The organism is Ruegeria halocynthiae (assembly GCF_000743705.1).
GTDB lineage: Bacteria > Pseudomonadota > Alphaproteobacteria > Rhodobacterales > Rhodobacteraceae > Ruegeria > Ruegeria halocynthiae_B.
Genome location: NZ_JQEZ01000003.1, coordinates 393,616 through 412,353 on the forward strand (window position 1 = coordinate 393,616; position 18,738 = coordinate 412,353).

Genomic DNA, 18,738 nt, shown 5'->3' on the forward strand with positions numbered 1-18,738 from the left:
TTTCAACATGCGGGCTTTGAAAATCGCAGCGACGGGCATGACCGCGCAGCAGATGCGGGTCGAGACGATCTCGAACAATCTGGCGAACACCAATACGACCGGGTACAATGCGCGCCGGGCCGAATTCGCGGATTTGCATTATCAGCAGATGGCGCGGGCCGGGGCGGTGAACGCCAGTGACGGGACGGTTCTGCCGACCGGCATTCAGTTGGGTCTGGGCGTGCGCCCGGCGGCGGTGACGGTGCAACTGGAACAGGGGGCACTGGCGGCCACCGGCAATGATCTGGACGTTGCCATCGAAGGCCGTGGTTATCTTGAGGTGACGCTGGCCAATGGTCAGCCCGGATATACCCGCGATGGCAGTCTGAAACGCTCTGCCGAGGGGTTGATCGTCACCTCGGACGGCTATGCCGTCGCCCCCGAGATCACCATTCCCGACGATGCCCGGTCGATCTCGATCAACGCCTCGGGCGAGGTTTACGCCTATTTTGACGACACCGCCGACGGGCAGTTGCTGGGCGAGATCACGCTGGCCAGTTTTTCGAACGCCAAGGGCCTTGAGGCGATTGGCAGCAACCTGTTCAAAGAGACCGAAGCCTCGGGCGCGCCGGTGGCTGGCACCCCCGGCGAAGACGGTTTGGGCACCCTGCGGCAAGGCTATCTTGAGGGCAGCTCGGTCGATGCGGTGCGCGAGGTGACCGAACTGATCGAGGCGCAGCGGGGATATGAGATGAACGCCAAAGTCATTTCCGCCGTCGATCAGATGATGGGCGCAACGACGCAGGTGCGGTGATGCGGGGGCTGTTCATAGTGTTGGCCTTGTTAGGGCCGATTTCTGCGCAGGCAGAGATCGTTGTCCCGACCCGAACCATTCGCGCCAAGGAAGTCATTTCGGTCGCGGATCTTGAGGTGAAAGCCCAACAGGTGCCCGGCGCTGTGACGGACGTGGATCACCTGATCGGGCAGGAAGCGCGCGTGGCTTTGTATCCGGGCCGCCCCATTCGCGAAGGTGACGTGGGCCCGCCAGCCATCGTCGACCGAAATGATCTTGTTGTTCTGGTCTTTGATCGCCAGCCCCTGTCCATCACTGCCGAAGGCCGTGCGTTGGGCCGGGGTGCGGTCGGGGATCGTATTCGGGTCATGAACCTGTCCTCCCGCACGACGGTTACAGGCTTCATCCGGTCCGATGGTCAAATCGAGGTAAAATGATGTCTGCACTTACAAAATCAATGTTGCTGACCGCCATCGCTCTGTCGGCTTGCGGGCGTGTCGATCACCTCGGAAAACCGCCCAGCTTCACTCCGAACGAAGAATCGCCTGAACATGTCGCCATGTTGTGGCCGGGTCTGCCGTTGCACACGCAGCCACAGCGCCATGTTGACCAATCCTCGCTTTGGAGTGGTGGCCAGCAGTCTTTGCTGGGGGATCAGCGGGCGATCAAAAAAGGGGATATCCTGACGGTGGTGATCGAGCTGGACGAAAAAGCCGAAATCTCGAATGACACCAACCGGTCGCGGGCCGGATCTGAGAGCTTGGAGGTTCCCGGGTTGCTCGGGTTACCTCAGCGGGCACAGAAACACCTGCCCGATGGCGCATCCCTTGACGAGGCCGTGTCGATTGACTCGGCATCGGTCAGCAAAGGCAAAGGGTCGGTGAAACGCAAGGAAAAGCTGACGCTGCGGGTTGCAGCGACCGTGATCGACGTACTGCCGAACGGGGTGCTTTCAATCTCGGGCTCGCAAGAGCTGCGGGTCAATTTCGAGCTGCGAGAGCTGCTGGTCGCCGGGTATGTGCGGCCGCAGGATATCTCGCGCCAGAATGAGATTACCTACGACAAGATCGCCTCGGCGCGGGTGTCTTATGGTGGGCGTGGGCAGATCACCGATGTACAGCAACCGCGTTACGGGCAGCAGGTCCTGGATACGTTGCTGCCGTTCTGAGGGGGGATAGGATGAAAAAACTGATACCCGTGGTCTTTCTGCTGATCGGGCTTGCAGGTGGGATCGGTGCCGGGATGATCCTGGCGCCCTCGGCTGAGACGAAAGAGGGCGCGAAAGAGAAAAAAGCCGAAACCAAAGCGGATAAATCCAAGGATAAATCTGCCAAGTCTAAGTCCGGTAAGGCTGGGAAAAAGGAAAAGCAGGGTGAATTCGAATATCTAAAGATCACCAAGCAGTTCGTGATTCCAGTTGTGGATGCTGATCGAATTTCAGCCCTTGTTACCATGTCGCTGAGTCTGGAAGTCACACCCGGCATGACCGAGGCTTTCTATGCGATTGAGCCCAAGCTGCGCGATGGTTTTTTGCAAGTCATGTTCGATCACGCCAACACGGGCGGCTTTGATGGTGCATTCACCGAGTCTGATAACCTGAAAGTGTTGCGGCAAGCTTTATGGGAAGTTGCGCGCAAGGATCTTGGCGATGACGTTTCACAGGTTTTAATCATGAGTGTCAGCCGTCAGGATACCTGACGGCCCGCGCCGGCAGCGCGTTTTACAGAGACGACAGCTTTTTGTTCTGCGCCCGCCGGCGGGCCTCTTTGTGATCCGCCGACAAGGTGGCGACGGCTTGTTTCCGCCCGAAGGCAACGCGCAAGGCGTCCAGCGCTGACAACTTTTGCGCCCGCAACCGGGCAAGTTCCATGTTCAGTTGGCGACGCGTTGCCGATTCCCATCCGTTCCACAAAACATCAGTGCCGGTGACACGATACCCTTGCGCCGACACGCCATCGTGACGGGTTTGCTGTACCTGCGCATCCAGACGGGTCAGTTGGTTCTGCACCCGGGCTTCTGCCTCGAGCAGGGGGCGCAAGGTGATATACTCTTTCTGGAATGCGGCTTCGGTGACCTTTTCCAGATCGGAGATCCCAGCCTGTCTCATTGTATTTTCCCCTTGGCCTTCTTGCGCATTGCCTCAGCAAATCTGATGGCGGCGGCGACAGGGCGGAAATGCTCTTCCGCGATTTCCTGCCCGATTTCGATCGTGGCATACAGCGCGCGCGCGGTGGGTGGATCGGAATGAATCGGAATGCCGGATTCGGCCGCACGGGCACGGATCGCGGCGGCCACCTCATCCACGCCCTTGGCCACGCAGACCGGCGCAGAACCTGCGGCTCTGGACCATTTCAGGGCTACTGCAAAGTGGGTTGGGTTGACGATGACCACATCTGCCTTGGGAACATCCGACATCATCTGGTTCGTGGCGATGTCCTGCGCCCGCTGGCGGCGTTGCTGTTTGACATGCGGATCGCCCTCGGCATCTTTGGTTTCGTCCTGAATTTCCTTGCGCGACATGCGGTTCTTGCGCATGTGCTCGGAGTATTGCCAAAGATAGTCCACCACCCCGATCGCCAGCGCCACGGCGATGACGATGAACAGGAAGCGAAACAGGAAGTTCATCATCAGCATCACCGATGACCGTACGGGTGCGGCGCTGGCCGAGAGGATCTCGCTCAGGTTCGAGCGCAGGAACAGGGCCAGACAGGTGCCGTAGATCACCAGTTTCACAAAGCTTTTGGCAAACTCGAACAACCCGCCACGCCCGAATTTGTTCTTGGCATTCGAGAGGATCGAAATGCGAGAGAGTTTTGGTTTCAGCTTGCTGGGGGCGAAGATCAACGCGCGCTGGGCGATCAGGCTTAGTAAGACGGCGCTGGCGGGCAGGGCAAACAGGAATGCGACTGAAAGCAGCGCTGTTTTTGCCATCCCCCCGACCGGGCTGGCGGCAGGGCCGTCGGTCAGCAGGGGGGCAATCTTATCCGCCTGGTCGATCAGGACGACAAACAGGGTGCCCAAGCGCTGAACACCGTATTGACCGGCGGCAAACAGGGCAATGAGAAATCCGGTATAGGCGGCAACGACGGACAGGTCGGTGGATTTGGCGACCTCACCCTTTTCCCGCGCTTTCTGAAGTTTCTGCGGCGTTGGTTCATGGGATTTGTCGCTGTCGTCGTCCGATCCGCTCATCTTGTGCCCTCAAGCGGGTTCAGCATGAAGGCGAACAGGGCATCGGACCAGACCGACAGGATCAGCGGCGTGCCCGCGAACAACAAAAACAGCCCGGCAAACGTAATGGCCGGGGCACCGACAAAGGCCACCATCAGCTGCGGCATTGCGCGGTTGATGACCCCAAGCGCAAGGTTATAGATCAGCGAGGCTATGACAAACGGCATGGCCAGCGCAAAGGCCAAGCCAAAGCTGCGGGCGATCCGTTGCACACCCCACTGCGACAGATCTGCTGCCAGCGGGGCCGTGCCCATCGGGAACAATGTGTAGCTGTGGATCAGAAACTGGGCGACGCGGATATGCAGGCCAAGCAACACGGCCAGGGTCAGGCCCGCGAGGGTCAGCAGATACCCCATCGCGGGCACCGGATCCGCCGCGGCCCCGCCGAGAATCTGGGACAAGGACGTCGCCTGCGCAGCGATCGAGCCCGCCGTTTGCAAGGCCAGCACGAACAACCGCAGCGCCAGTCCAAGGGTCACGCCGATCAAGATTTCGGTCAGAACCATCCGCGTCACGGTAAACAAGCCGGGCTCTAAGGGCGGAGGTGAAACCGCTGGTGCCACAATCAGCGTAAAGGCCGCGTCGATCCCCAGTTTGACCCGGGTCGGGATGCTGCGCTCGCCAAAGGCGGGCAGCAGTGACACCATCGCCGAGACTCGCAGAAAGACGACAAAGAGGTGCCACAAACCTTCGCTTAACTGCGGCAGAAGCTCTGGCGGCAGGGCAATCACGCGGGCACCGTTCCAACCAGCGCGGGGCGGGCTTCAAGCCCGATTTCCTCAAACGACAGCACCGGGTTGGCCACACCGCGCGCGTGCATGATCGTGCGCAGCAATCTGCGCCGCCGGGTTGAGGTGACAAGGGCCGGAAACAGCCCGTGATCGGCAGATTGCGCGACACTGTCGACCACGCCGTCGGCCAGCTTGTTGAACAGGTTTGGCGGCAGCGCAACGTCCAGCCCCGCATTGGGCGCGTCGATCTGATAGGTGGCGAAGGTATCCTCCCACTCTGGGGCAAGCTGGATCAGCGGGATCGAGCCATCCTCGCGCTTCATTTCGGCGATCAGCTGAAACCCCAACCGCTGTCGCACCAGTTCACAGATGCCTTCGGGTTGGGTTGTGGTCAATCGCGCCTCGGCCACGCTTTCCAGAATCAGGGCCATGTTGCGGATCGAGACCCTTTCATCCAGCAACAGGCGCAGCACCGCGTGCAGCGTGTCGATTGGCACCTTGTCGGGGATCAGCTCATCCAGCAGCTTGCGGTTGGCTTCGGCCCGGACCGGATCGCTGAGCCGTGTCATCTCGGACAGCAGGCGGCGCAGCGATTTCAGCGTCAACAGGCGAGAGAAGTTCTGTTTGATGATCTCAAGCAGATGGGTGGCCAGAATTTCGGGCGGCGAAACAATTGTGGCCCCGCTCAGCGCTGCGGCCTCTTGATCCTTGGGCAAAATCCAGCGAGCAGGCGCGCCATACACGGGTTCAGTCACGTCGTTGCCTTCGGGCAGCACGTCATGCCCGTCTTGTACCAGCGCCAGCACCAGGTCGGAGTTCAACACCCCGCGCGCCTGTTCGACGCCCTGTACCTTGACCACATAGGTGCCCATGGGCAGATCGGCGCGGTCGGTCAGGCGGATATCGGGCAGGATCAGGCCAAAGCTTGAGGCGACATAGGTCCGCATGTTGGCAATCCGCGCGTCCAGTCCGGTGCCGGGATTCAAGACCAAGCTGACCAGGTCCGGCGCGAATTCCAGATGGACATCATCCAGATCCAGAATATCGCCGATGGCCTGCGATATCGGCGCGTCATCCTGTGGCGTCGGGCTCAGGGCCTCCTCCGCCTCGGCCTTTTGTTTGCGGTTCACGGTGTAGGCCGAATAGCCCAGCACGCCCGCCCCCAGAATAAACGGCAGGAAGGGCAGGCCGGGCACCAGCGCGAACAGCACCATCAGCAGCGCAACCGTCGCCAGCGCCGCCGGATGCCGCCCCAGCTGCGAGAAGATCGCGCTGTCGGTCGCCCCCTGCGTGCCACCCCGCGCCAGCAGCAAGGCAGACGCGATTGAGATGATCACCGCCGGTATCTGCGACACCAGCCCGTCGCCCACGGTCAGGATGGCATAGGTCTCAAACGCCGAGGATATTGGCATTCCGTGCACGATCACGCCCATGATCAGACCCATCACAAGGTTCAGCAGCGTGATCAGCAGCCCGGCAACTGCGTCCCCTTTGACGAATTTCGACGCCCCGTCGAGCGAGCCGAAGAATGTCGTCTCTTGCTGTTCGCGTTCGCGGCGTTCCTTGGCCTGTTGGTGGTCGATGGCCCCGGCGGACATGTCACTGTCGATGGCCAGCTGTTTGCCGGGCATCCCGTCCAAAGCAAAGCGCGCGCCAACCTCGGCCATGCGGGCGGCGCCCTTGGTGATAACCATGAAGTTCACGATCAGCAGCACGCCGAACACCACAAGGCCCAGAAAAACGCTGCCACCCATGACGAAATTGGCAAAGCCTTCGATCACATCCCCGGCGGCGCTCGGGCCGGTGTGACCCTGACCGATGATCAGCTTGGTCGAGGACACGTTCAGCGACAACCGCAACATCAGCGAGGCCAGCAGGATGGTCGGGAAGGATGAAAAATCCAGCGGCCGTTCAATGAACAGGGTCAGCGTAAAGATCAGGATCGCCAGCGCGAATGACGTCGCCAGCCCGACGTCCAGCACCCATGCGGGCATCGGCAGGATCATCATCACGATGACCGTCATCAGCGCCAGCGCCAGCAGCACGGTCGGAGAGAACAGGGAGCGGATGTCGATATTGGGCACGCGGGCCTCCTAGTTGAACGGAATAAAGGCCGAAGCTGTGCCCGACGACGGCACCAGTGATCCCAGCCTGCCCGCGCCCGATTGTGACAGGTTCACCGGGATCAGAGGGGCGGCGGCGGTGGTGAATGGATCGCCTGCATCCGCTTCCGGTGATACGGGCAAATTCTGATCCAGCTGCGCCATCACCGTCTGAAACCGACCGGAATAGGCATGGGCCAGCGACGGTGTGCGGGAATGATAAGCCCCCACCGCGGCGGGCCACGAGCCGAGCTCGGCATGCAGTTCCTTCAGGAAGCGGGCGGCATAGGTGGCGTTTTCATCCGGGTCGAACATGGCGTCGATGGACCGGAACGCCTTGCCGTGCCAGCGGTAGTTGATCTGGAAACAGCCGATGTCAAAGCTGCGTTTGCCCGCCTTGAAGATGTTGAAGACATAAGTCTTGGCCTCGAACTCTGAGGTGAACCAATATCCCTGTCCTTCGACGTTGATGGTCCAGGGCCAGGGTTCCAGCCGCCCATCCCGGACACGCCCGGTTTCCACCCGCGCAATCGCGCGCAGCACGGCCAGCGGTACGCCCTCGGACTGGGCGGCGCGCCGTGCGGCGGTGTCGCAAATCCCCGCCACGCGGGCATCAGGCATGGCAAGGCCCTGTTGCGCCATACACAGCGCAAGGAAGCTTAGTCCGAAAATCAAACGATGGGGCATTCTGCCGGTCCGGGATTCTGATCAATCCCGGCCAAGCTAGGCGCGTATCGGTTTACAGAGGGTTATCAGCCGTTCAGATTCGATCAATCCGCCGCCCGAACACGACGCTGGTGTTGGTGCGCGATACGCCGGGGATTTTGGCCAGTTCATCGACCAGAATATCCAGATCCTCGATCCTTGGGGCCTCAGCCGACAACAGCAGGTCGAACTCACCATTGATCGACAGGCAGAGTTTGACCTCGGGATAGGCCTCAAGCCGTTTGATAATACGCTTGGTTTCCTTTTGCTGCACTTCCAGCAACACGACAACCTGCACGCGCGGGGCGTCTTCGGGGCTGTTCAGCACCACCGAGTATCCGGCGATCACGCCGCTCTGTTCCATCCGGCTGATGCGTTCATGCACGGTGGTCCGGGCCACGCCCAGTTTTGCGGCGATCTTGGTGGTCGACGCGCGGGCGTTGTGTTGAAGGGCGGCGATAATGCGACGGTCTAGCTGATCCATGATGCATCAAGGTGTAATGCACGGGGGCAGGGGCACTCAAGACATGTCAGCGCGTTCTTTTGAAACGGCTTTCCGCCCCTTTGGCCAGATCAACACGGCGGCCAGCAATCCGGGCACGGCGGCCAGCGTCATCCAGCCAAGTGTTGCGGCCACGCTGGTGGTGGTCATGATCCAACCGGCCAGAGGGTACAGCACCAGCCAGCAAGCGTGCGACAGGGTGAACTGGGCGGCAAACACCGCCGGTCGATCCTCGGGGCGGGCCGAGCGGGTTAGCAACCGGCCCGAGGGTGTCAGCGCTGCGGAATAGCCGAACCCGATGCAGGCCCACATCAGCGCCAGCCCGGTCAGCGACACCGGAAAGGCCGCGAACAAACCTGCCGCGACGCCCATGGTGATTGTGCCGAACACGGCCCCGGTCAGCATGATTGTGCGGTCCTTGAATCGGCCCAGCAGGCCGGGCAAGGCAAAGGCGGCCAGCATCGAGCCGCCGCCAAACCCGGCCAGCGCAATGGCAACGGCGCTTTCGGACAGGCCCAGTTCGGTACGCACGATGACCACGGTGTTGACGATGACCATCGCGCTGAGCGCCGCCGCCGTCCAGCTGAGGGCCAGCAATCCGCGCAGGCGCGGGGTGTTCAGATACAATCGAATGCCGCGCGTGGTACGGTCATAAATCCCCCGTCGCCGGGTTGGTCTGGGCGAGGGCAGAGCAACGGAGACAACCAGCACAGCCGAGGCGACAAAGCCCAGCCCGGTGCCCCAGAACAGGCTGTCGGAACTGATGAAAACCAGCAGCGCAGCCGCCAGCATCGGGCTCAGCAAGCTTTCCATATCCACTGCAAGGCGCGACAGAGACAGGGCTTTGGTGTACTCCTGCTCATCCGTCAGCACGTCGGGGATTGTGGCCTGAAAGGCCGGGGTGAACCCCGCCGAGGCCGATTGCAGGACAAAGATCAGCACATAGATCTGCCAGATATCAGTCACAAACGGCAGGCAAAGGGCAACGGCCGCGCGCACCAGATCCAGTGCCACCAACATGCGCCGCCGGTCGATCCGCTGGGCAAAAGCAGCCGCCAGCGGGGCGATTGTCACATAAGCCACCATCTTGATCGTCAGCGCCGTGCCCAGCACCAGACCGGCGGCATCCCCCGCCAGATCATAGGCCAGCAGGCCCAGCGCAACGGTCGCCAACCCGGTGCCCGTCAAAGCAACGACCTGAGCCGCCAGAAGATGGCGATAAACGCGATTGTGTAGAATGCTCAGCATGGCGTGTGGGGGCCTTACGTTCGAGTGGAAATACACCGCCGATGCAAGCTTAGGTCGCATGGGCCGGGAGCAATGTGCGTGGATTCCATTTTCCCGCCAATCGCTTTGGCGTCAAGAAATCTGCGCATATTGGTCGCATTCGACTGATGGCGTTGAGTTTGCGGGCCAAACCTCCTATCTCGGGGGCGATAGCGGACAAAGGAAGACCCCGTGGCGAACCATCTGTATAAAAACGACCTGCCGGACGGGTTGGATATGGGCCCTGTAGTGGCCATTGATTGCGAAACCATGGGTCTGAACCCGCACCGCGACCGCCTGTGCGTGATCCAGATGTCGGGCGGCGACGGCAACAGCCACATCGTGCAGGTGGAAAAGGGTCAGGCACAGGCCCCGAACCTGTGCGCGATGTTGGAAAACCCAGAGGTGCTGAAGCTGTTTCACTTTGGCCGGTTCGATATCGCCGCCATGTACCACGCTTTCGGCGCGCTGGCAGCACCAGTCTATTGCACCAAGATCGCCAGCCGCCTTGTGCGCACCTATACTGACCGGCACGGGCTGAAGAACCTGTGTCAGGAACTGATCGGCGTCGACATCTCGAAGCAACAGCAAATGAGCGACTGGGGGGCCGAGACCCTGACCGACGCGCAGCTGGACTATGCGGCCTCGGATGTTTTGTACCTGCACCGCTTGCGCGAGGCGCTGGACGGTCGACTGGCCCGCGAAGGCCGGACCGAAATGGCGCAGGCCTGTTTTGACTTCCTGCCGATGCGTGCGAAACTTGACCTCGCCGGTTGGCCCGAAACGGATATTTTTGCGCACTCATGACCGATACCAAAGCATTCCTGAGCACCGCCAGACAGGTCATCACCGATGAAGCCCGCGCGCTGGACGTGCTGGCCGAAGGGCTGAACGACGACTTTGCTGAGGCCGTGCAACTGATCCTGCAGGCCAAGGGTCGCATCATCATCAGCGGCATCGGAAAATCCGGCCACATCGGCCACAAGATTGCCGCCACGCTGGCCAGCACCGGCACACCCGCCTATTTCGTGCATCCGGCCGAGGCCAGCCATGGCGATCTGGGCATGGTGTCGAAGGGTGACGTGGTTCTGGCGATTTCCAACTCGGGCGAGGCACCGGAACTGGTGAACATGCTGGCGTTCACGCGCCGCTTTGGCATTCCGCTGATCGGGTTGTCCAGCAAGCCGGAAAGCACGTTGATGCAACAGGCGGATGTGCATCTGCTGATCCCCTCGTTGGGCGAGGCCTGCGGCTTTGGCATGGTGCCGTCGATTTCAACCACGCTGACGCTGGCCATGGGTGACGCGCTGGCAATTGCGCTGATGAAATACCGTGATTTCAAGCCCGAGGATTTCCGCGCCTTCCATCCCGGCGGCAAACTGGGCGCACAGTTAAGCACGGTGAGAGATCTGATGCATTCGGGTTCGGCGTTGCCTTTGGTGGCAGCCGACACACCGATGAGCGACGCACTGATAGAGATCAGCCAGAAAGGTTTTGGCGTTGCTGGTGTCACGGATGCGCAGGGGTGGCTGCAAGGCATCATTACCGATGGTGACCTGCGGCGGCATATGGATGGCCTGCTGGACAAGACGAGCAGCCAGGTCATGACCGAAGACCCCACGACGATCAGCCCGAAGGCATTGGCCGAAGAGGCTGTTGCGATCATGAATGACCGCAAGATCACCTCGCTTTTTGTCGTCGATCCCGACGCGAACAGGGGGGCCGAAGGCCTGTTGCACATCCACGACTGCCTGCGCGTCGGGCTGGGCTAGGCGGGGGCTGAACAGTGGACAGTCACTCTCGTATGGTGCAATTCCTCAAGGTGCTGTTGCCCCTTGCGGCCATCTTGCTGCTGGCGACCGTGTTTCTGTTGTCCCGCAGCATAGAAACCAACGTGTCGGTTCCGTTCACGCAAAGAGATATTGAGGAACGTCTGGCGGATCAGGTGGTGACGCTGCCGAACTACCTTGGGACCACCCGAAAGGGTGAGAGTATTCAGATCGAGGCGACCCGGGCTGCACAGGGTACGGAGAATGCCGTGCCAACGGCTGCGGATTTTCAAGGTCGTATGGGCCTTTCGGATGGCGGTATGATAACGCTGGATTCCAACTCGGGGATGATCCGCCCGGACAAGAACACCGCGACCTTTGTCGGAGATGTGGTTATCACCACGACTGACGGTATCGAGGTCACGACCGATCTTTTGAACACCGCGCTTGACGAAATCCGCGGTGATACACCCGGTCAGGTCAATGGAACCGGGATCATTGGGGATTTCACCGCAGGTCGAATGACGTTTGGGACTGAAAAAAACGATGGTCCGGTCCATATTCTTTTTACAGATGGCGTTAAGCTGATATATGAGCCTGAAAAAACAGAAAGATAACCTGTGTTTTATTTTCGATTTCTCCTAATAGGTTTCGCTCTGGTTACGGGTGCCCTTTCTGCGACAGCGCAGGAAACTCAGGTGGCATTCGGGGCGGTAAAAGCCGACCCAAGCCTTCCGGTCGAAGTGACCTCGGAAAAGCTGAACGTGAATCAGGAAGACGGATCAGCCGAATTTCAGGGCAATGTCATCGTCATTCAAGGTGAGATGCGCCTGACGGCTGAACGGGTGCTGGTCATCTATAACGCCGACCGTTCGGGTATCGACCGGCTGGAAGCGACCGAGGACGTGGTTCTGGTCAGCCCACCGGATGCGGCCGAAGGCGACTGGGCCGAATACACGATCGATTCCGGTGTAATTGTCATGAAGGGCAATGTGTTGCTGACGCAGGGGCCCAGCATTATCAGCGGCGATCAGATGAACGCGAACCTGACGACAGGTACGGCAACGATGACCGGACGGGTCAAAACCATCCTGCAACCGGGTGACAATTGATGGCACAGCCAAATTTGTCAGTTTCTGAGGGCAGCTCTGGCCTCAGGATCGAAAAGCTGCGGAAATCCTATCGCAAGAAGACCGTGATCCGGGATGTTTCGATGACGTTGGACCGGTCCGAAGTGGTGGCCTTGCTGGGGCCAAACGGATCGGGCAAGACCACGACATTCTATTCCGTGGCCGGTTTGGTGTTTCCCGAAGCCGGGACCGTTACAATTGACGGGCAGGCGGTCACAACCTTGCCGATGTATCGGCGTGCGCGCCTTGGAATCGGCTATCTGCCGCAGGAAATGTCGATCTTTCGCGGCATGAGCGTCGAAGACAACATTGCCGCCGTTCTGGACATCACGATCAGCCATGCGCATCGCCGCAAAGAACGGCTGGAAGAACTGCTGTCGGATTTTTCGATCGAACATCTGCGCCGCGCTCCTGCGCTGGCGCTGTCAGGGGGTGAGCGGCGGCGGGTCGAGATTGCGCGCTGTCTGGCGGCCGATCCGAAATACCTGTTGCTGGATGAACCCTTTGCAGGTGTCGACCCGATCAGCGTGGGCGATATCCGTCACCTTGTGGCAGATCTGAAAAAGCGCGGAATCGGCGTGCTGATCACCGATCACAACGTCCGCGAAACGCTCGAGATCGTGGACCGTGCCTATATCCTGCATGATGGTCAGGTGCTGATGTCCGGCACCCCTGACGAGGTTGTTGAAAACGAAAACGTGCGCCGGGTCTATCTGGGCGAAAATTTCCGTATTTCATAGGCTTGCGCAGGAATGCGCCGACCGCATGGCGGAAATCGCGTATATACACACCTGTTTTGATTGACTCTTCCGCCGTCTCTTGCCTCAATTGGGTCATGGCATTTCCTCGGTTCCAGTCTGGATCACGATGCCCCTTCTTCGAAGGGCTTAGGGTTCGGCTACCGCAGGTCATGCCGATACCCCCCACCCGATAAAAACAAGTGTGCCACGTTACGTGGCGTCAGAATGGGTGTGAATTGTGAAGGAGATCACATGCGTTACCAAATCAGCGGAAAACAGATCGACATCGGCGAAGCACTTCAGACCCATGTGCAGACCGAACTTGGCGAGGTTGTTGGCAAATATGCCCAGCGGCCGACCGATGCCAACGTCGTCTTTTCCCGTTCTGCGCATGAATATGTGTGCGAGACTACCGTGCATCTTTCCACGGGCCTGACGGCGCAGGCCAAAGCACATGCGACCGAAATCTACGCAGCGTTCGAAGGTTGCTGCGATAAAATGGAAACACAGCTGCGCCGTTACAAGCGCCGTCTCAAGGATCACCACAAGGACCGGGCAGAGCCGGTTGAACTCTTTGGTGCATCCTCATATATCCTCGCGTCTGACGAATCAGAGGCGGCGGTTGAACCCGATTCCCTGCAGCCGATGATTGTGGCCGAGATGGAAACCAAAATCCCATCTCTGAGTGTTGGTGAAGCCGTTATGCAGATGGAACTGGCTGGTGCCCCGGTGCTGGTGTTCCGCAATGAAAACAAGGACGGATTGAACGTCGTGTACCGTCGCGAAGACGGCAATATCGGTTGGATCGATCCGTAACAGGCAAGAATAGCAAGGCACGCCCCTGCGCAAGCGGGGGCCTCGCCGTGGAGCGTGACCATGGAGCTTTCGAGCATACTGAAGCCCGAAGCAGTACGTGTATTGTCCGCCGCTTCCAGCAAGAAGCGGTTGTTTCAGGAAATCGGCGATATCGCTGCGGCTACCCTGGGTCTTGAGACTCAGGTCGTTGTTGACGGATTGCTGGAACGCGAAAGCCTTGGGCCTACTGGCGTTGGTCATGGGGTGGCTTTGCCACACGCCCGGATGACAGAGCTTGAGGCCGTTTCCGGCGTTTTCGTGATGCTTGAAAAGCCAATTGATTTCGGCTCGGTCGACCGACAGCCGGTGGACATTGCGTTCGCGTTGTTTGCGCCGGAAGAGGCCGGGGTAGACCATCTGAAGGCGCTTGCGTTGGTATCCCGGACCCTGCGCGATACGGCGGTCTGCGCAAAGCTGCGGGCCAACCCGGACCCGGTCAAATTATATGCTATTCTAACCGAAGCGCAGTCCATGCAGGCGGCTTGATCGCCCTACCTGACTTGCGCTGCAGACACAAAAAAGCCCCCGAATTTCGGGGGCTTTTTTCGTGTGTCGTGACTGGCGGGGTTACCCGCCTGCGCCCATTTCCAGTGTCCACCAGATTTTACCGCCGCCTTCCTGATGCCAGGAAAACCCCATCTGTGTGGCTTTGGGGTCCATGATCACCGATCGCGGTCCGGGCTCCTGCATCCACGCGGCCAGGGTTTCGGTTTCCGTCTCGAAGGTCTCGGAAATCGCTTCGCCCAGGAAGGTGCCGTAATATCCGACGCGTGTTGCGCGATCCAATGGGGATGATCCGTCTGAGCCAAAATGCCAGGGGCGGTTCTGCCGCGCCATATCCTTGGCGTGGGTGGCCGCAGCCGCATTCAGCTGCGCGTTCAGCTGCACCGCCTGCAGGCCCTGCGCCTGACGCAGCGCGTTGACCGAATCAAGCATACGGAACTGAAGCTTTTCTGGATTGCCCCGGATTTTATAGACCGTGGGCAATGGTCGCCCATCCGCCCCATAGGACGGGGTGCCGCTGGGGGTACATGCAGAAAGTGCAATGAAGCAAACGAACAGTACAGAAAGAATACGCGTCATGATCGACCTGATTATTGTGTCGCCCTAGGGCATAGCGTGACAAACCGTCTTGGGCAAACGCACATTGACCTTGTTCTGCGTGATTCTGCCGGTTTGATTTGCGACTGAAGCATTCTGGCAATAAAATGACCCCAATTTCCAAGTTCGCCTTAGCAAAGGACCGCCATCATGGTCAAAAAGTACATTCACTCGTCAACGCGCCGCGGTTTTCTGACTGGCGCGTCGGCGTTGTTGGCATCGCCCGCGATCGCCCAATACATTCCCGGCGATCCGTTGCGCCCCGCAGCCGATCCGGAACCAGAGGTGCGCCGCAATATCTCGGGGTTCCGAGCGCTGGACTGGCAGCCGTACTTCTCGAATACAAACAACGGGGCCATTCTGGTCGATACCGTTTCACGCGCGCTGCATTATTGGTCGGATGACCAAAGCGTGTACAAGCTCTACCCCTCTTCCGTGCCACTGACCGAGGAGCTGACCCGTCGCGGGCGCACCAGTGTGATCCGCAAGGTCGAAGGGCCAAGCTGGTCGCCAACACCGTCAATGAAGAAAAGAAATCCAGAATGGCCGGATCACATACCGCCAGGACCGGATAACCCCTTGGGAACGCACGCTTTGTACCTGAGCTGGAAATATTATCGCATCCACGGCACCCATGATACGCGCAAAATCGGGCGCAGATCGTCAAATGGCTGTATTGGTCTGTTCAATCAGGACATCGCCGAGCTGTTCTCGATGGCCAAGGTTGGCACGCAAGTGTTGCTAATTTGACGACATTTTCTCGCTCGAACCCGCTTGCGGCGTAAGTTGCAATTGCATTCCCGGCGGATAGCTGGTTAGAAAAAAACACGAGGTAAGTCTTGGGTGTGCGGTTTCGCTATTTGGAACCGTGCGAATTCTGGAGGTTAATATGAAGAAACTCGTTCTCGCCGCTGCGCTGACTGCTGCTGCTTCCACCGCATTTGCCGGTAACCTGGAAGAGCCGGTTGTTGAAGCACCGGTTGTTGTTGAAGAAACTCAGGGTTCGTCGCAGGGCATCATCCTGCCGCTGATCCTGCTGGTCGTCGTTGCAGCTGCTGTTGCAGCAAGCTAATTTGACGAGCATCATCTAGAGAAAAGGCGGTGGATTTATCCACCGCCTTTTTTCATGTCTGAATGGTCGGGTTGGTTACGCCAGCCAGCCGCTTAGATTGTCTTCAATGACTTTCCCCAGCGCCGCGATGTGCAAATCATCGTCGTTGAGGCAGGGGATATAAGCAAAGCCCTCGCCGCCTGCTTCCTCAAAGCTTTCCTTGATCTCTTCGTTGATTTCTTCCAGCGTTTCGATGCAATCGGCGGAAAACGCCGGTGCGATGACGGCGATGTTCTTCTTACCCTGCCGGGCCAGTTCGGCCACGTGTTCCACCGTGTAAGGTTTCAGCCATTCCTCGGGTCCAAATCGCGACTGGAAGGTTGACACAAGCTGATCGTCCGACCAGCCCAGCCGTTCTTTCAGCAACCGGGTCGTTTTCGCGCATTGGCAGTGATAGGGGTCGCCCTGCTGCAAATAGCGTTCCGGCATCCCGTGGTATGAACAGACCAGAACGTCTGGTTTCGTCTCCATCGCGGCATAGGCTTTTTCCACCGAACTGGCCAAAGCGTCGATATAGGCGGGCTCATCAAAATAGGCGGGGACGGTACGGGCGGCCGGTTGCCGGGCCTCCCCCATCAGGGCGCGGAAGAACTGATCGTTTGCCGTGGCCGTCGTCGCACCTGCGTATTGCGGATAAAGCGGGAAGAACAGGATGCGGTCACACCCCGCAGCCACCATGTCGCGCACTTTGGATTTGGTCGACGGGTTGCCGTAACGCATGCAGAAATCAACCATCACCTGATCGCCATATCGGGCCTGCATCGCCGCGCGTATCTTGGCGGTCTGGTCCTTGGTGATCGTCATCAGCGGGCTTTCGCCCTTGTCGTGGTTCCAGATCGACTTATACGCTTGGCCCGAGCTGAAGGGGCGTTTGGTCAGGATGATACCCTGCAGGATTGGCTGCCATTTCCACTTGGGATAGTCGATCACGCGCTGGTCTGACAGAAACTCGTTCAGATATCGGCGCATCGGCCAATAGCTGTAGTCATCCGGCGTGCCAAGATTGGCCAGCAGAATGCCGACACGGCCCATCTTGACCTTGGGATGGTCAGCGGGTGCATGTGATGGGCGAGTGGCGTCAAACATTTGGGGCTTCCTGAGGTTTCTCTGTATCGGGCTGAAATAACCGGAATTATCCGGTCGTCAATTGGACAGTTTGCCTTCTTTTGTGCCTAAAGCGTCAGCAAGACGTGCCTGTGCCGATCCCGGGCGCAACGGCTTCTGCTGACTGTCGTCGGGGGACCAGCCGGTCAGGCAGATCAACTCGAACGTGGCTGGCAGGCGCCCCTGCGGCGTAGTGAAATGATCGGCATAGATCTGCTGCGCCCGTTCAAACACCTGTCGGCGGGTTGGGTGCTTGACCCGGTCTATAAGGCTGTTGGCCTCGCCCATCGCGCGCAGGTCGCGCATCAGATGGGTCAGATCGCGATACTCCGCCGTCATGCGCGCGGTGTCGGCCACCGGCAGCGCAAAGCCCGCGCGTTGCAGCAAGCCACCCAGATCGCGCAGCTCGGCCATCGGGGCAATGCGGGGGCTGAGGCCCCCGGCCACCTCGATCTCGGCCTGACCCAGCGCGGCGCGCAGCTCGTGCAGGGTTTCGCCGCCCAGACACACCACCAGCAGCAGCCCGTCGGGTTTAAGGGCGCGGTGGCATTGGATCAGCTGCCCGACCGGGTCATTGGCCCAATGCAGCGCCATGGCATGAATCACCAAGTCATGCGCGCCGGGGGTCAGGGCCAGAACGTCGTCATCGGTGGCCATTTCCGCCTCGGGCAGAACGTCGCGCCAGATATGTGAAAACGGAGTCACGATCGCCGGGGCCGTAAAGGTTTTATTAACCATGGAGAGCCGATCCTGAACCTCGTCCACGGCGGCGCGGTGCAGGAACAGCGCCTCGTCGCGCGCGCGGGCGCGGTGCAGGGCCAGGGCCGGGCGGTCAAACAAAGAGGGTGCGTTGGATTCAGGCAGTTTCATAGGCCGCAAGTACCGCATGTCGCAGCGGATTCAAACCGCTGTCGCGCTGATCTACCCGCCGCGTTGTCTGGGATGCGGTGATCTGACCGAATCCGATTTCGGCCTGTGTGGCCCATGTTGGCGTGAAACACCGTTCATCGGTGGGGTGGTGTGCGAAAGCTGCGGTGTGCCCCTGCCCGGAGCGGCCGATGGCCACCGGATCGAATGCGATGACTGCATGAAAGCACCGCGCCCCTGGTCGGATGGGCGCGCGGCGCTGTTGTATGACGGCAAAGCGCGGGCGCTGATTTTGGCGTTGAAACACGGGGATAGGCCGGAACTGGCCCGCCCGGCGGCGCGCTGGATGGCGCAGGCCGGAAGCGACCTGATCCAAAGCGATATGCTGATCGCGCCGGTGCCGTTGCATTGGTCGCGGCTGCTCAAACGGCGGTACAACCAGTCGGCGCTGTTGGCGCAGCATCTGGGGCGGCAGACCGGGCTGGATGTATGCCCTGATCTGCTGGTGCGGCGGGTCCGAACCCCTGTGCTGGATGGGAAAACAGCGGCTGAGCGGGCGGAAACCTTGTCGGATGCAATCACGGCGCACCCGAAACGCCGAAAAAACATGCAGGGGCGCGATGTTTTGCTGGTGGATGACGTCATGACATCGGGGGCGACGCTGACGGCCTGCGCGCGCGCATGTCTTGCTGCCGGGGCAAATCATATTTTCGTGTTGGTACTGGCACGCGTTGCCAAGGATGCCTAATTCG

24 protein-coding genes are annotated in these 18,738 nt (G+C 59.8%); 14 read left to right on the forward strand and 10 right to left on the reverse strand.

Features of this window, described 5'->3' with window-relative positions; translation table 11 throughout:
- Nucleotides 1-7: 7 nt before the first annotated feature.
- The 4 genes from flgG to JT51_RS12625 are packed head-to-tail and all read left to right on the forward strand — an operon-like array spanning nucleotide 8 to nucleotide 2,470.
- The gene (flgG, locus tag JT51_RS12610) at nucleotides 8-793 is read left to right on the forward strand and encodes a flagellar basal-body rod protein FlgG (RefSeq protein WP_037313074.1); all 786 of its coding nucleotides are present in this window, start codon (nucleotides 8-10) and stop codon (nucleotides 791-793) included.
- On the forward strand, nucleotides 793-1,209 hold the full coding sequence (flgA, locus tag JT51_RS12615) for a flagellar basal body P-ring formation chaperone FlgA (protein WP_037313077.1): 417 nt from the start codon (nucleotides 793-795) through the stop codon (nucleotides 1,207-1,209). Before flgG ends, flgA begins: the two co-directional genes overlap by 1 nt.
- Entirely contained in the window at nucleotides 1,209-1,940 is a 732-nt protein-coding gene (gene flgH / locus JT51_RS12620) for a flagellar basal body L-ring protein FlgH (protein WP_037314211.1), read from the forward strand. Before flgA ends, flgH begins: the two co-directional genes overlap by 1 nt.
- A 29-nt stretch (nucleotides 1,941-1,969) precedes the next feature.
- Complete coding sequence (locus tag JT51_RS12625; RefSeq protein ID WP_327285168.1) at nucleotides 1,970-2,470, forward strand: flagellar basal body-associated protein FliL; 501 nt, start codon at nucleotides 1,970-1,972, stop codon at nucleotides 2,468-2,470.
- Nucleotides 2,471-2,492: 22 nt separating this feature from the next.
- Here the strand turns inward: JT51_RS12625 and JT51_RS12630 are convergent, their stop codons facing one another.
- From JT51_RS12630 to JT51_RS12660, 7 genes are all read right to left on the reverse strand, one after another.
- Nucleotides 2,493-2,879 (reverse strand): hypothetical protein, encoded by a 387-nt coding sequence (locus JT51_RS12630; RefSeq protein ID WP_037313082.1) that lies wholly within the window; start codon nucleotides 2,877-2,879, stop codon nucleotides 2,493-2,495.
- A complete protein-coding gene (gene flhB / locus JT51_RS12635) occupies nucleotides 2,876-3,964 on the reverse strand; it encodes a flagellar type III secretion system protein FlhB (RefSeq protein WP_037313084.1) in 1,089 nt (362 codons plus the stop codon). The genes JT51_RS12630 and flhB overlap by 4 nt, the downstream gene beginning before the upstream one ends.
- Nucleotides 3,961-4,734: a flagellar biosynthetic protein FliR gene (locus JT51_RS12640; RefSeq protein WP_037313088.1), complete on the reverse strand. Its 774-nt coding sequence runs from the start codon at nucleotides 4,732-4,734 to the stop codon at nucleotides 3,961-3,963. Before JT51_RS12640 ends, flhB begins: the two co-directional genes overlap by 4 nt.
- Nucleotides 4,731-6,818 (reverse strand): flagellar biosynthesis protein FlhA, encoded by a 2,088-nt coding sequence (gene flhA, locus JT51_RS12645; protein WP_037313091.1) that lies wholly within the window; start codon nucleotides 6,816-6,818, stop codon nucleotides 4,731-4,733. The genes JT51_RS12640 and flhA overlap by 4 nt, the downstream gene beginning before the upstream one ends.
- Before the next feature lie 9 nt (nucleotides 6,819-6,827).
- Complete coding sequence (locus JT51_RS12650) at nucleotides 6,828-7,523, reverse strand: lytic transglycosylase domain-containing protein (RefSeq protein WP_051927536.1); 696 nt, start codon at nucleotides 7,521-7,523, stop codon at nucleotides 6,828-6,830.
- Between the two features lie 73 nt (nucleotides 7,524-7,596).
- The gene (locus JT51_RS12655) at nucleotides 7,597-8,025 is read right to left on the reverse strand and encodes an Lrp/AsnC family transcriptional regulator (RefSeq protein ID WP_037313096.1); all 429 of its coding nucleotides are present in this window, start codon (nucleotides 8,023-8,025) and stop codon (nucleotides 7,597-7,599) included.
- 36 nt (nucleotides 8,026-8,061) lie between these two features.
- On the reverse strand, nucleotides 8,062-9,291 hold the full coding sequence (locus tag JT51_RS12660) for an MFS transporter (protein ID WP_081894685.1): 1,230 nt from the start codon (nucleotides 9,289-9,291) through the stop codon (nucleotides 8,062-8,064).
- Between the two features lie 210 nt (nucleotides 9,292-9,501).
- On the opposite strand from JT51_RS12660, the gene JT51_RS12665 reads away from it, so the two are divergent.
- The 7 genes from JT51_RS12665 (at nucleotide 9,502) to JT51_RS12695 (ending at nucleotide 14,289) form a co-directional block, all read left to right on the forward strand.
- On the forward strand, nucleotides 9,502-10,116 hold the full coding sequence (locus JT51_RS12665; protein WP_037313099.1) for a ribonuclease D: 615 nt from the start codon (nucleotides 9,502-9,504) through the stop codon (nucleotides 10,114-10,116).
- Nucleotides 10,113-11,081, forward strand: coding sequence for a KpsF/GutQ family sugar-phosphate isomerase (locus tag JT51_RS12670; RefSeq protein ID WP_037313102.1), 969 nt, complete (start codon nucleotides 10,113-10,115; stop codon nucleotides 11,079-11,081). Before JT51_RS12665 ends, JT51_RS12670 begins: the two co-directional genes overlap by 4 nt.
- A gap of 14 nt (nucleotides 11,082-11,095) precedes the next feature.
- Nucleotides 11,096-11,695 carry an LPS export ABC transporter periplasmic protein LptC gene (gene lptC / locus JT51_RS12675; protein ID WP_037313105.1) on the forward strand — a complete coding sequence of 200 codons (600 nt, stop codon included), beginning with the start codon at nucleotides 11,096-11,098 and terminating at the stop codon, nucleotides 11,693-11,695.
- A 3-nt stretch (nucleotides 11,696-11,698) separates the two neighbouring features.
- A complete protein-coding gene (locus JT51_RS12680; RefSeq protein ID WP_037313108.1) occupies nucleotides 11,699-12,190 on the forward strand; it encodes an LptA/OstA family protein in 492 nt (163 codons plus the stop codon).
- Entirely contained in the window at nucleotides 12,190-12,948 is a 759-nt protein-coding gene (lptB, locus tag JT51_RS12685; protein ID WP_037313111.1) for an LPS export ABC transporter ATP-binding protein, read from the forward strand. The genes JT51_RS12680 and lptB overlap by 1 nt, the downstream gene beginning before the upstream one ends.
- 252 nt (nucleotides 12,949-13,200) lie before the next feature.
- Entirely contained in the window at nucleotides 13,201-13,764 is a 564-nt protein-coding gene (hpf, locus tag JT51_RS12690) for a ribosome hibernation-promoting factor, HPF/YfiA family (protein WP_037313115.1), read from the forward strand.
- Between the two features lie 60 nt (nucleotides 13,765-13,824).
- The gene (locus tag JT51_RS12695) at nucleotides 13,825-14,289 is read left to right on the forward strand and encodes a PTS sugar transporter subunit IIA (protein WP_037313120.1); all 465 of its coding nucleotides are present in this window, start codon (nucleotides 13,825-13,827) and stop codon (nucleotides 14,287-14,289) included.
- 81 nt (nucleotides 14,290-14,370) lie between these two features.
- Here the strand turns inward: JT51_RS12695 and JT51_RS12700 are convergent, their stop codons facing one another.
- On the reverse strand, nucleotides 14,371-14,886 hold the full coding sequence (locus JT51_RS12700) for a CAP domain-containing protein (protein WP_037313123.1): 516 nt from the start codon (nucleotides 14,884-14,886) through the stop codon (nucleotides 14,371-14,373).
- A gap of 168 nt (nucleotides 14,887-15,054) precedes the next feature.
- On the opposite strand from JT51_RS12700, the gene JT51_RS12705 reads away from it, so the two are divergent.
- Both JT51_RS12705 and JT51_RS12710 read left to right on the forward strand, forming a co-directional pair.
- The gene (locus JT51_RS12705; protein WP_037313126.1) at nucleotides 15,055-15,654 is read left to right on the forward strand and encodes a L,D-transpeptidase; all 600 of its coding nucleotides are present in this window, start codon (nucleotides 15,055-15,057) and stop codon (nucleotides 15,652-15,654) included.
- 139 nt (nucleotides 15,655-15,793) lie between these two features.
- Entirely contained in the window at nucleotides 15,794-15,976 is a 183-nt protein-coding gene (locus tag JT51_RS12710; RefSeq protein ID WP_037313128.1) for a hypothetical protein, read from the forward strand.
- 75 nt (nucleotides 15,977-16,051) lie between these two features.
- Here JT51_RS12710 and hemH read toward each other — a convergent pair whose 3' ends face one another.
- The gene (gene hemH, locus JT51_RS12715) at nucleotides 16,052-17,101 is read right to left on the reverse strand and encodes a ferrochelatase (protein WP_037313131.1); all 1,050 of its coding nucleotides are present in this window, start codon (nucleotides 17,099-17,101) and stop codon (nucleotides 16,052-16,054) included.
- Between the two features lie 57 nt (nucleotides 17,102-17,158).
- The gene (locus JT51_RS12720; protein WP_037313134.1) at nucleotides 17,159-17,989 is read right to left on the reverse strand and encodes a methyltransferase domain-containing protein; all 831 of its coding nucleotides are present in this window, start codon (nucleotides 17,987-17,989) and stop codon (nucleotides 17,159-17,161) included.
- Nucleotides 17,990-18,005: 16 nt separating this feature from the next.
- Between JT51_RS12720 and JT51_RS12725 the strand changes: the two genes are divergently transcribed.
- A complete protein-coding gene (locus tag JT51_RS12725; RefSeq protein ID WP_037313138.1) occupies nucleotides 18,006-18,734 on the forward strand; it encodes a ComF family protein in 729 nt (242 codons plus the stop codon).
- Nucleotides 18,735-18,738: the final 4 nt, after the last annotated feature.

Coding starts and splice junctions, on each gene's coding strand:
- JT51_RS12660 (WP_081894685.1), bottom strand. CDS start 9,291: ATGCTGAGCATTCTACACAATCGCGTTTATCGCCATCTTCTGGCGGCT.
- JT51_RS12670 (WP_037313102.1), top strand. CDS start 10,113: ATGACCGATACCAAAGCATTCCTGAGCACCGCCAGACAGGTCATCACC.
- JT51_RS12720 (WP_037313134.1), bottom strand. CDS start 17,989: ATGAAACTGCCTGAATCCAACGCACCCTCTTTGTTTGACCGCCCGGCC.
- flhB (WP_037313084.1), bottom strand. CDS start 3,964: ATGAGCGGATCGGACGACGACAGCGACAAATCCCATGAACCAACGCCG.
- JT51_RS12705 (WP_037313126.1), top strand. CDS start 15,055: ATGGTCAAAAAGTACATTCACTCGTCAACGCGCCGCGGTTTTCTGACT.
- JT51_RS12710 (WP_037313128.1), top strand. CDS start 15,794: ATGAAGAAACTCGTTCTCGCCGCTGCGCTGACTGCTGCTGCTTCCACC.
- JT51_RS12695 (WP_037313120.1), top strand. CDS start 13,825: ATGGAGCTTTCGAGCATACTGAAGCCCGAAGCAGTACGTGTATTGTCC.
- JT51_RS12655 (WP_037313096.1), bottom strand. CDS start 8,025: ATGGATCAGCTAGACCGTCGCATTATCGCCGCCCTTCAACACAACGCC.
- hpf (WP_037313115.1), top strand. CDS start 13,201: ATGCGTTACCAAATCAGCGGAAAACAGATCGACATCGGCGAAGCACTT.
- flgG (WP_037313074.1), top strand. CDS start 8: ATGCGGGCTTTGAAAATCGCAGCGACGGGCATGACCGCGCAGCAGATG.
- JT51_RS12630 (WP_037313082.1), bottom strand. CDS start 2,879: ATGAGACAGGCTGGGATCTCCGATCTGGAAAAGGTCACCGAAGCCGCA.
- JT51_RS12725 (WP_037313138.1), top strand. CDS start 18,006: ATGTCGCAGCGGATTCAAACCGCTGTCGCGCTGATCTACCCGCCGCGT.
- JT51_RS12650 (WP_051927536.1), bottom strand. CDS start 7,523: ATGCCCCATCGTTTGATTTTCGGACTAAGCTTCCTTGCGCTGTGTATG.
- flgH (WP_037314211.1), top strand. CDS start 1,209: ATGTCTGCACTTACAAAATCAATGTTGCTGACCGCCATCGCTCTGTCG.
- lptB (WP_037313111.1), top strand. CDS start 12,190: ATGGCACAGCCAAATTTGTCAGTTTCTGAGGGCAGCTCTGGCCTCAGG.
- flgA (WP_037313077.1), top strand. CDS start 793: ATGCGGGGGCTGTTCATAGTGTTGGCCTTGTTAGGGCCGATTTCTGCG.
- hemH (WP_037313131.1), bottom strand. CDS start 17,101: ATGTTTGACGCCACTCGCCCATCACATGCACCCGCTGACCATCCCAAG.
- JT51_RS12700 (WP_037313123.1), bottom strand. CDS start 14,886: ATGACGCGTATTCTTTCTGTACTGTTCGTTTGCTTCATTGCACTTTCT.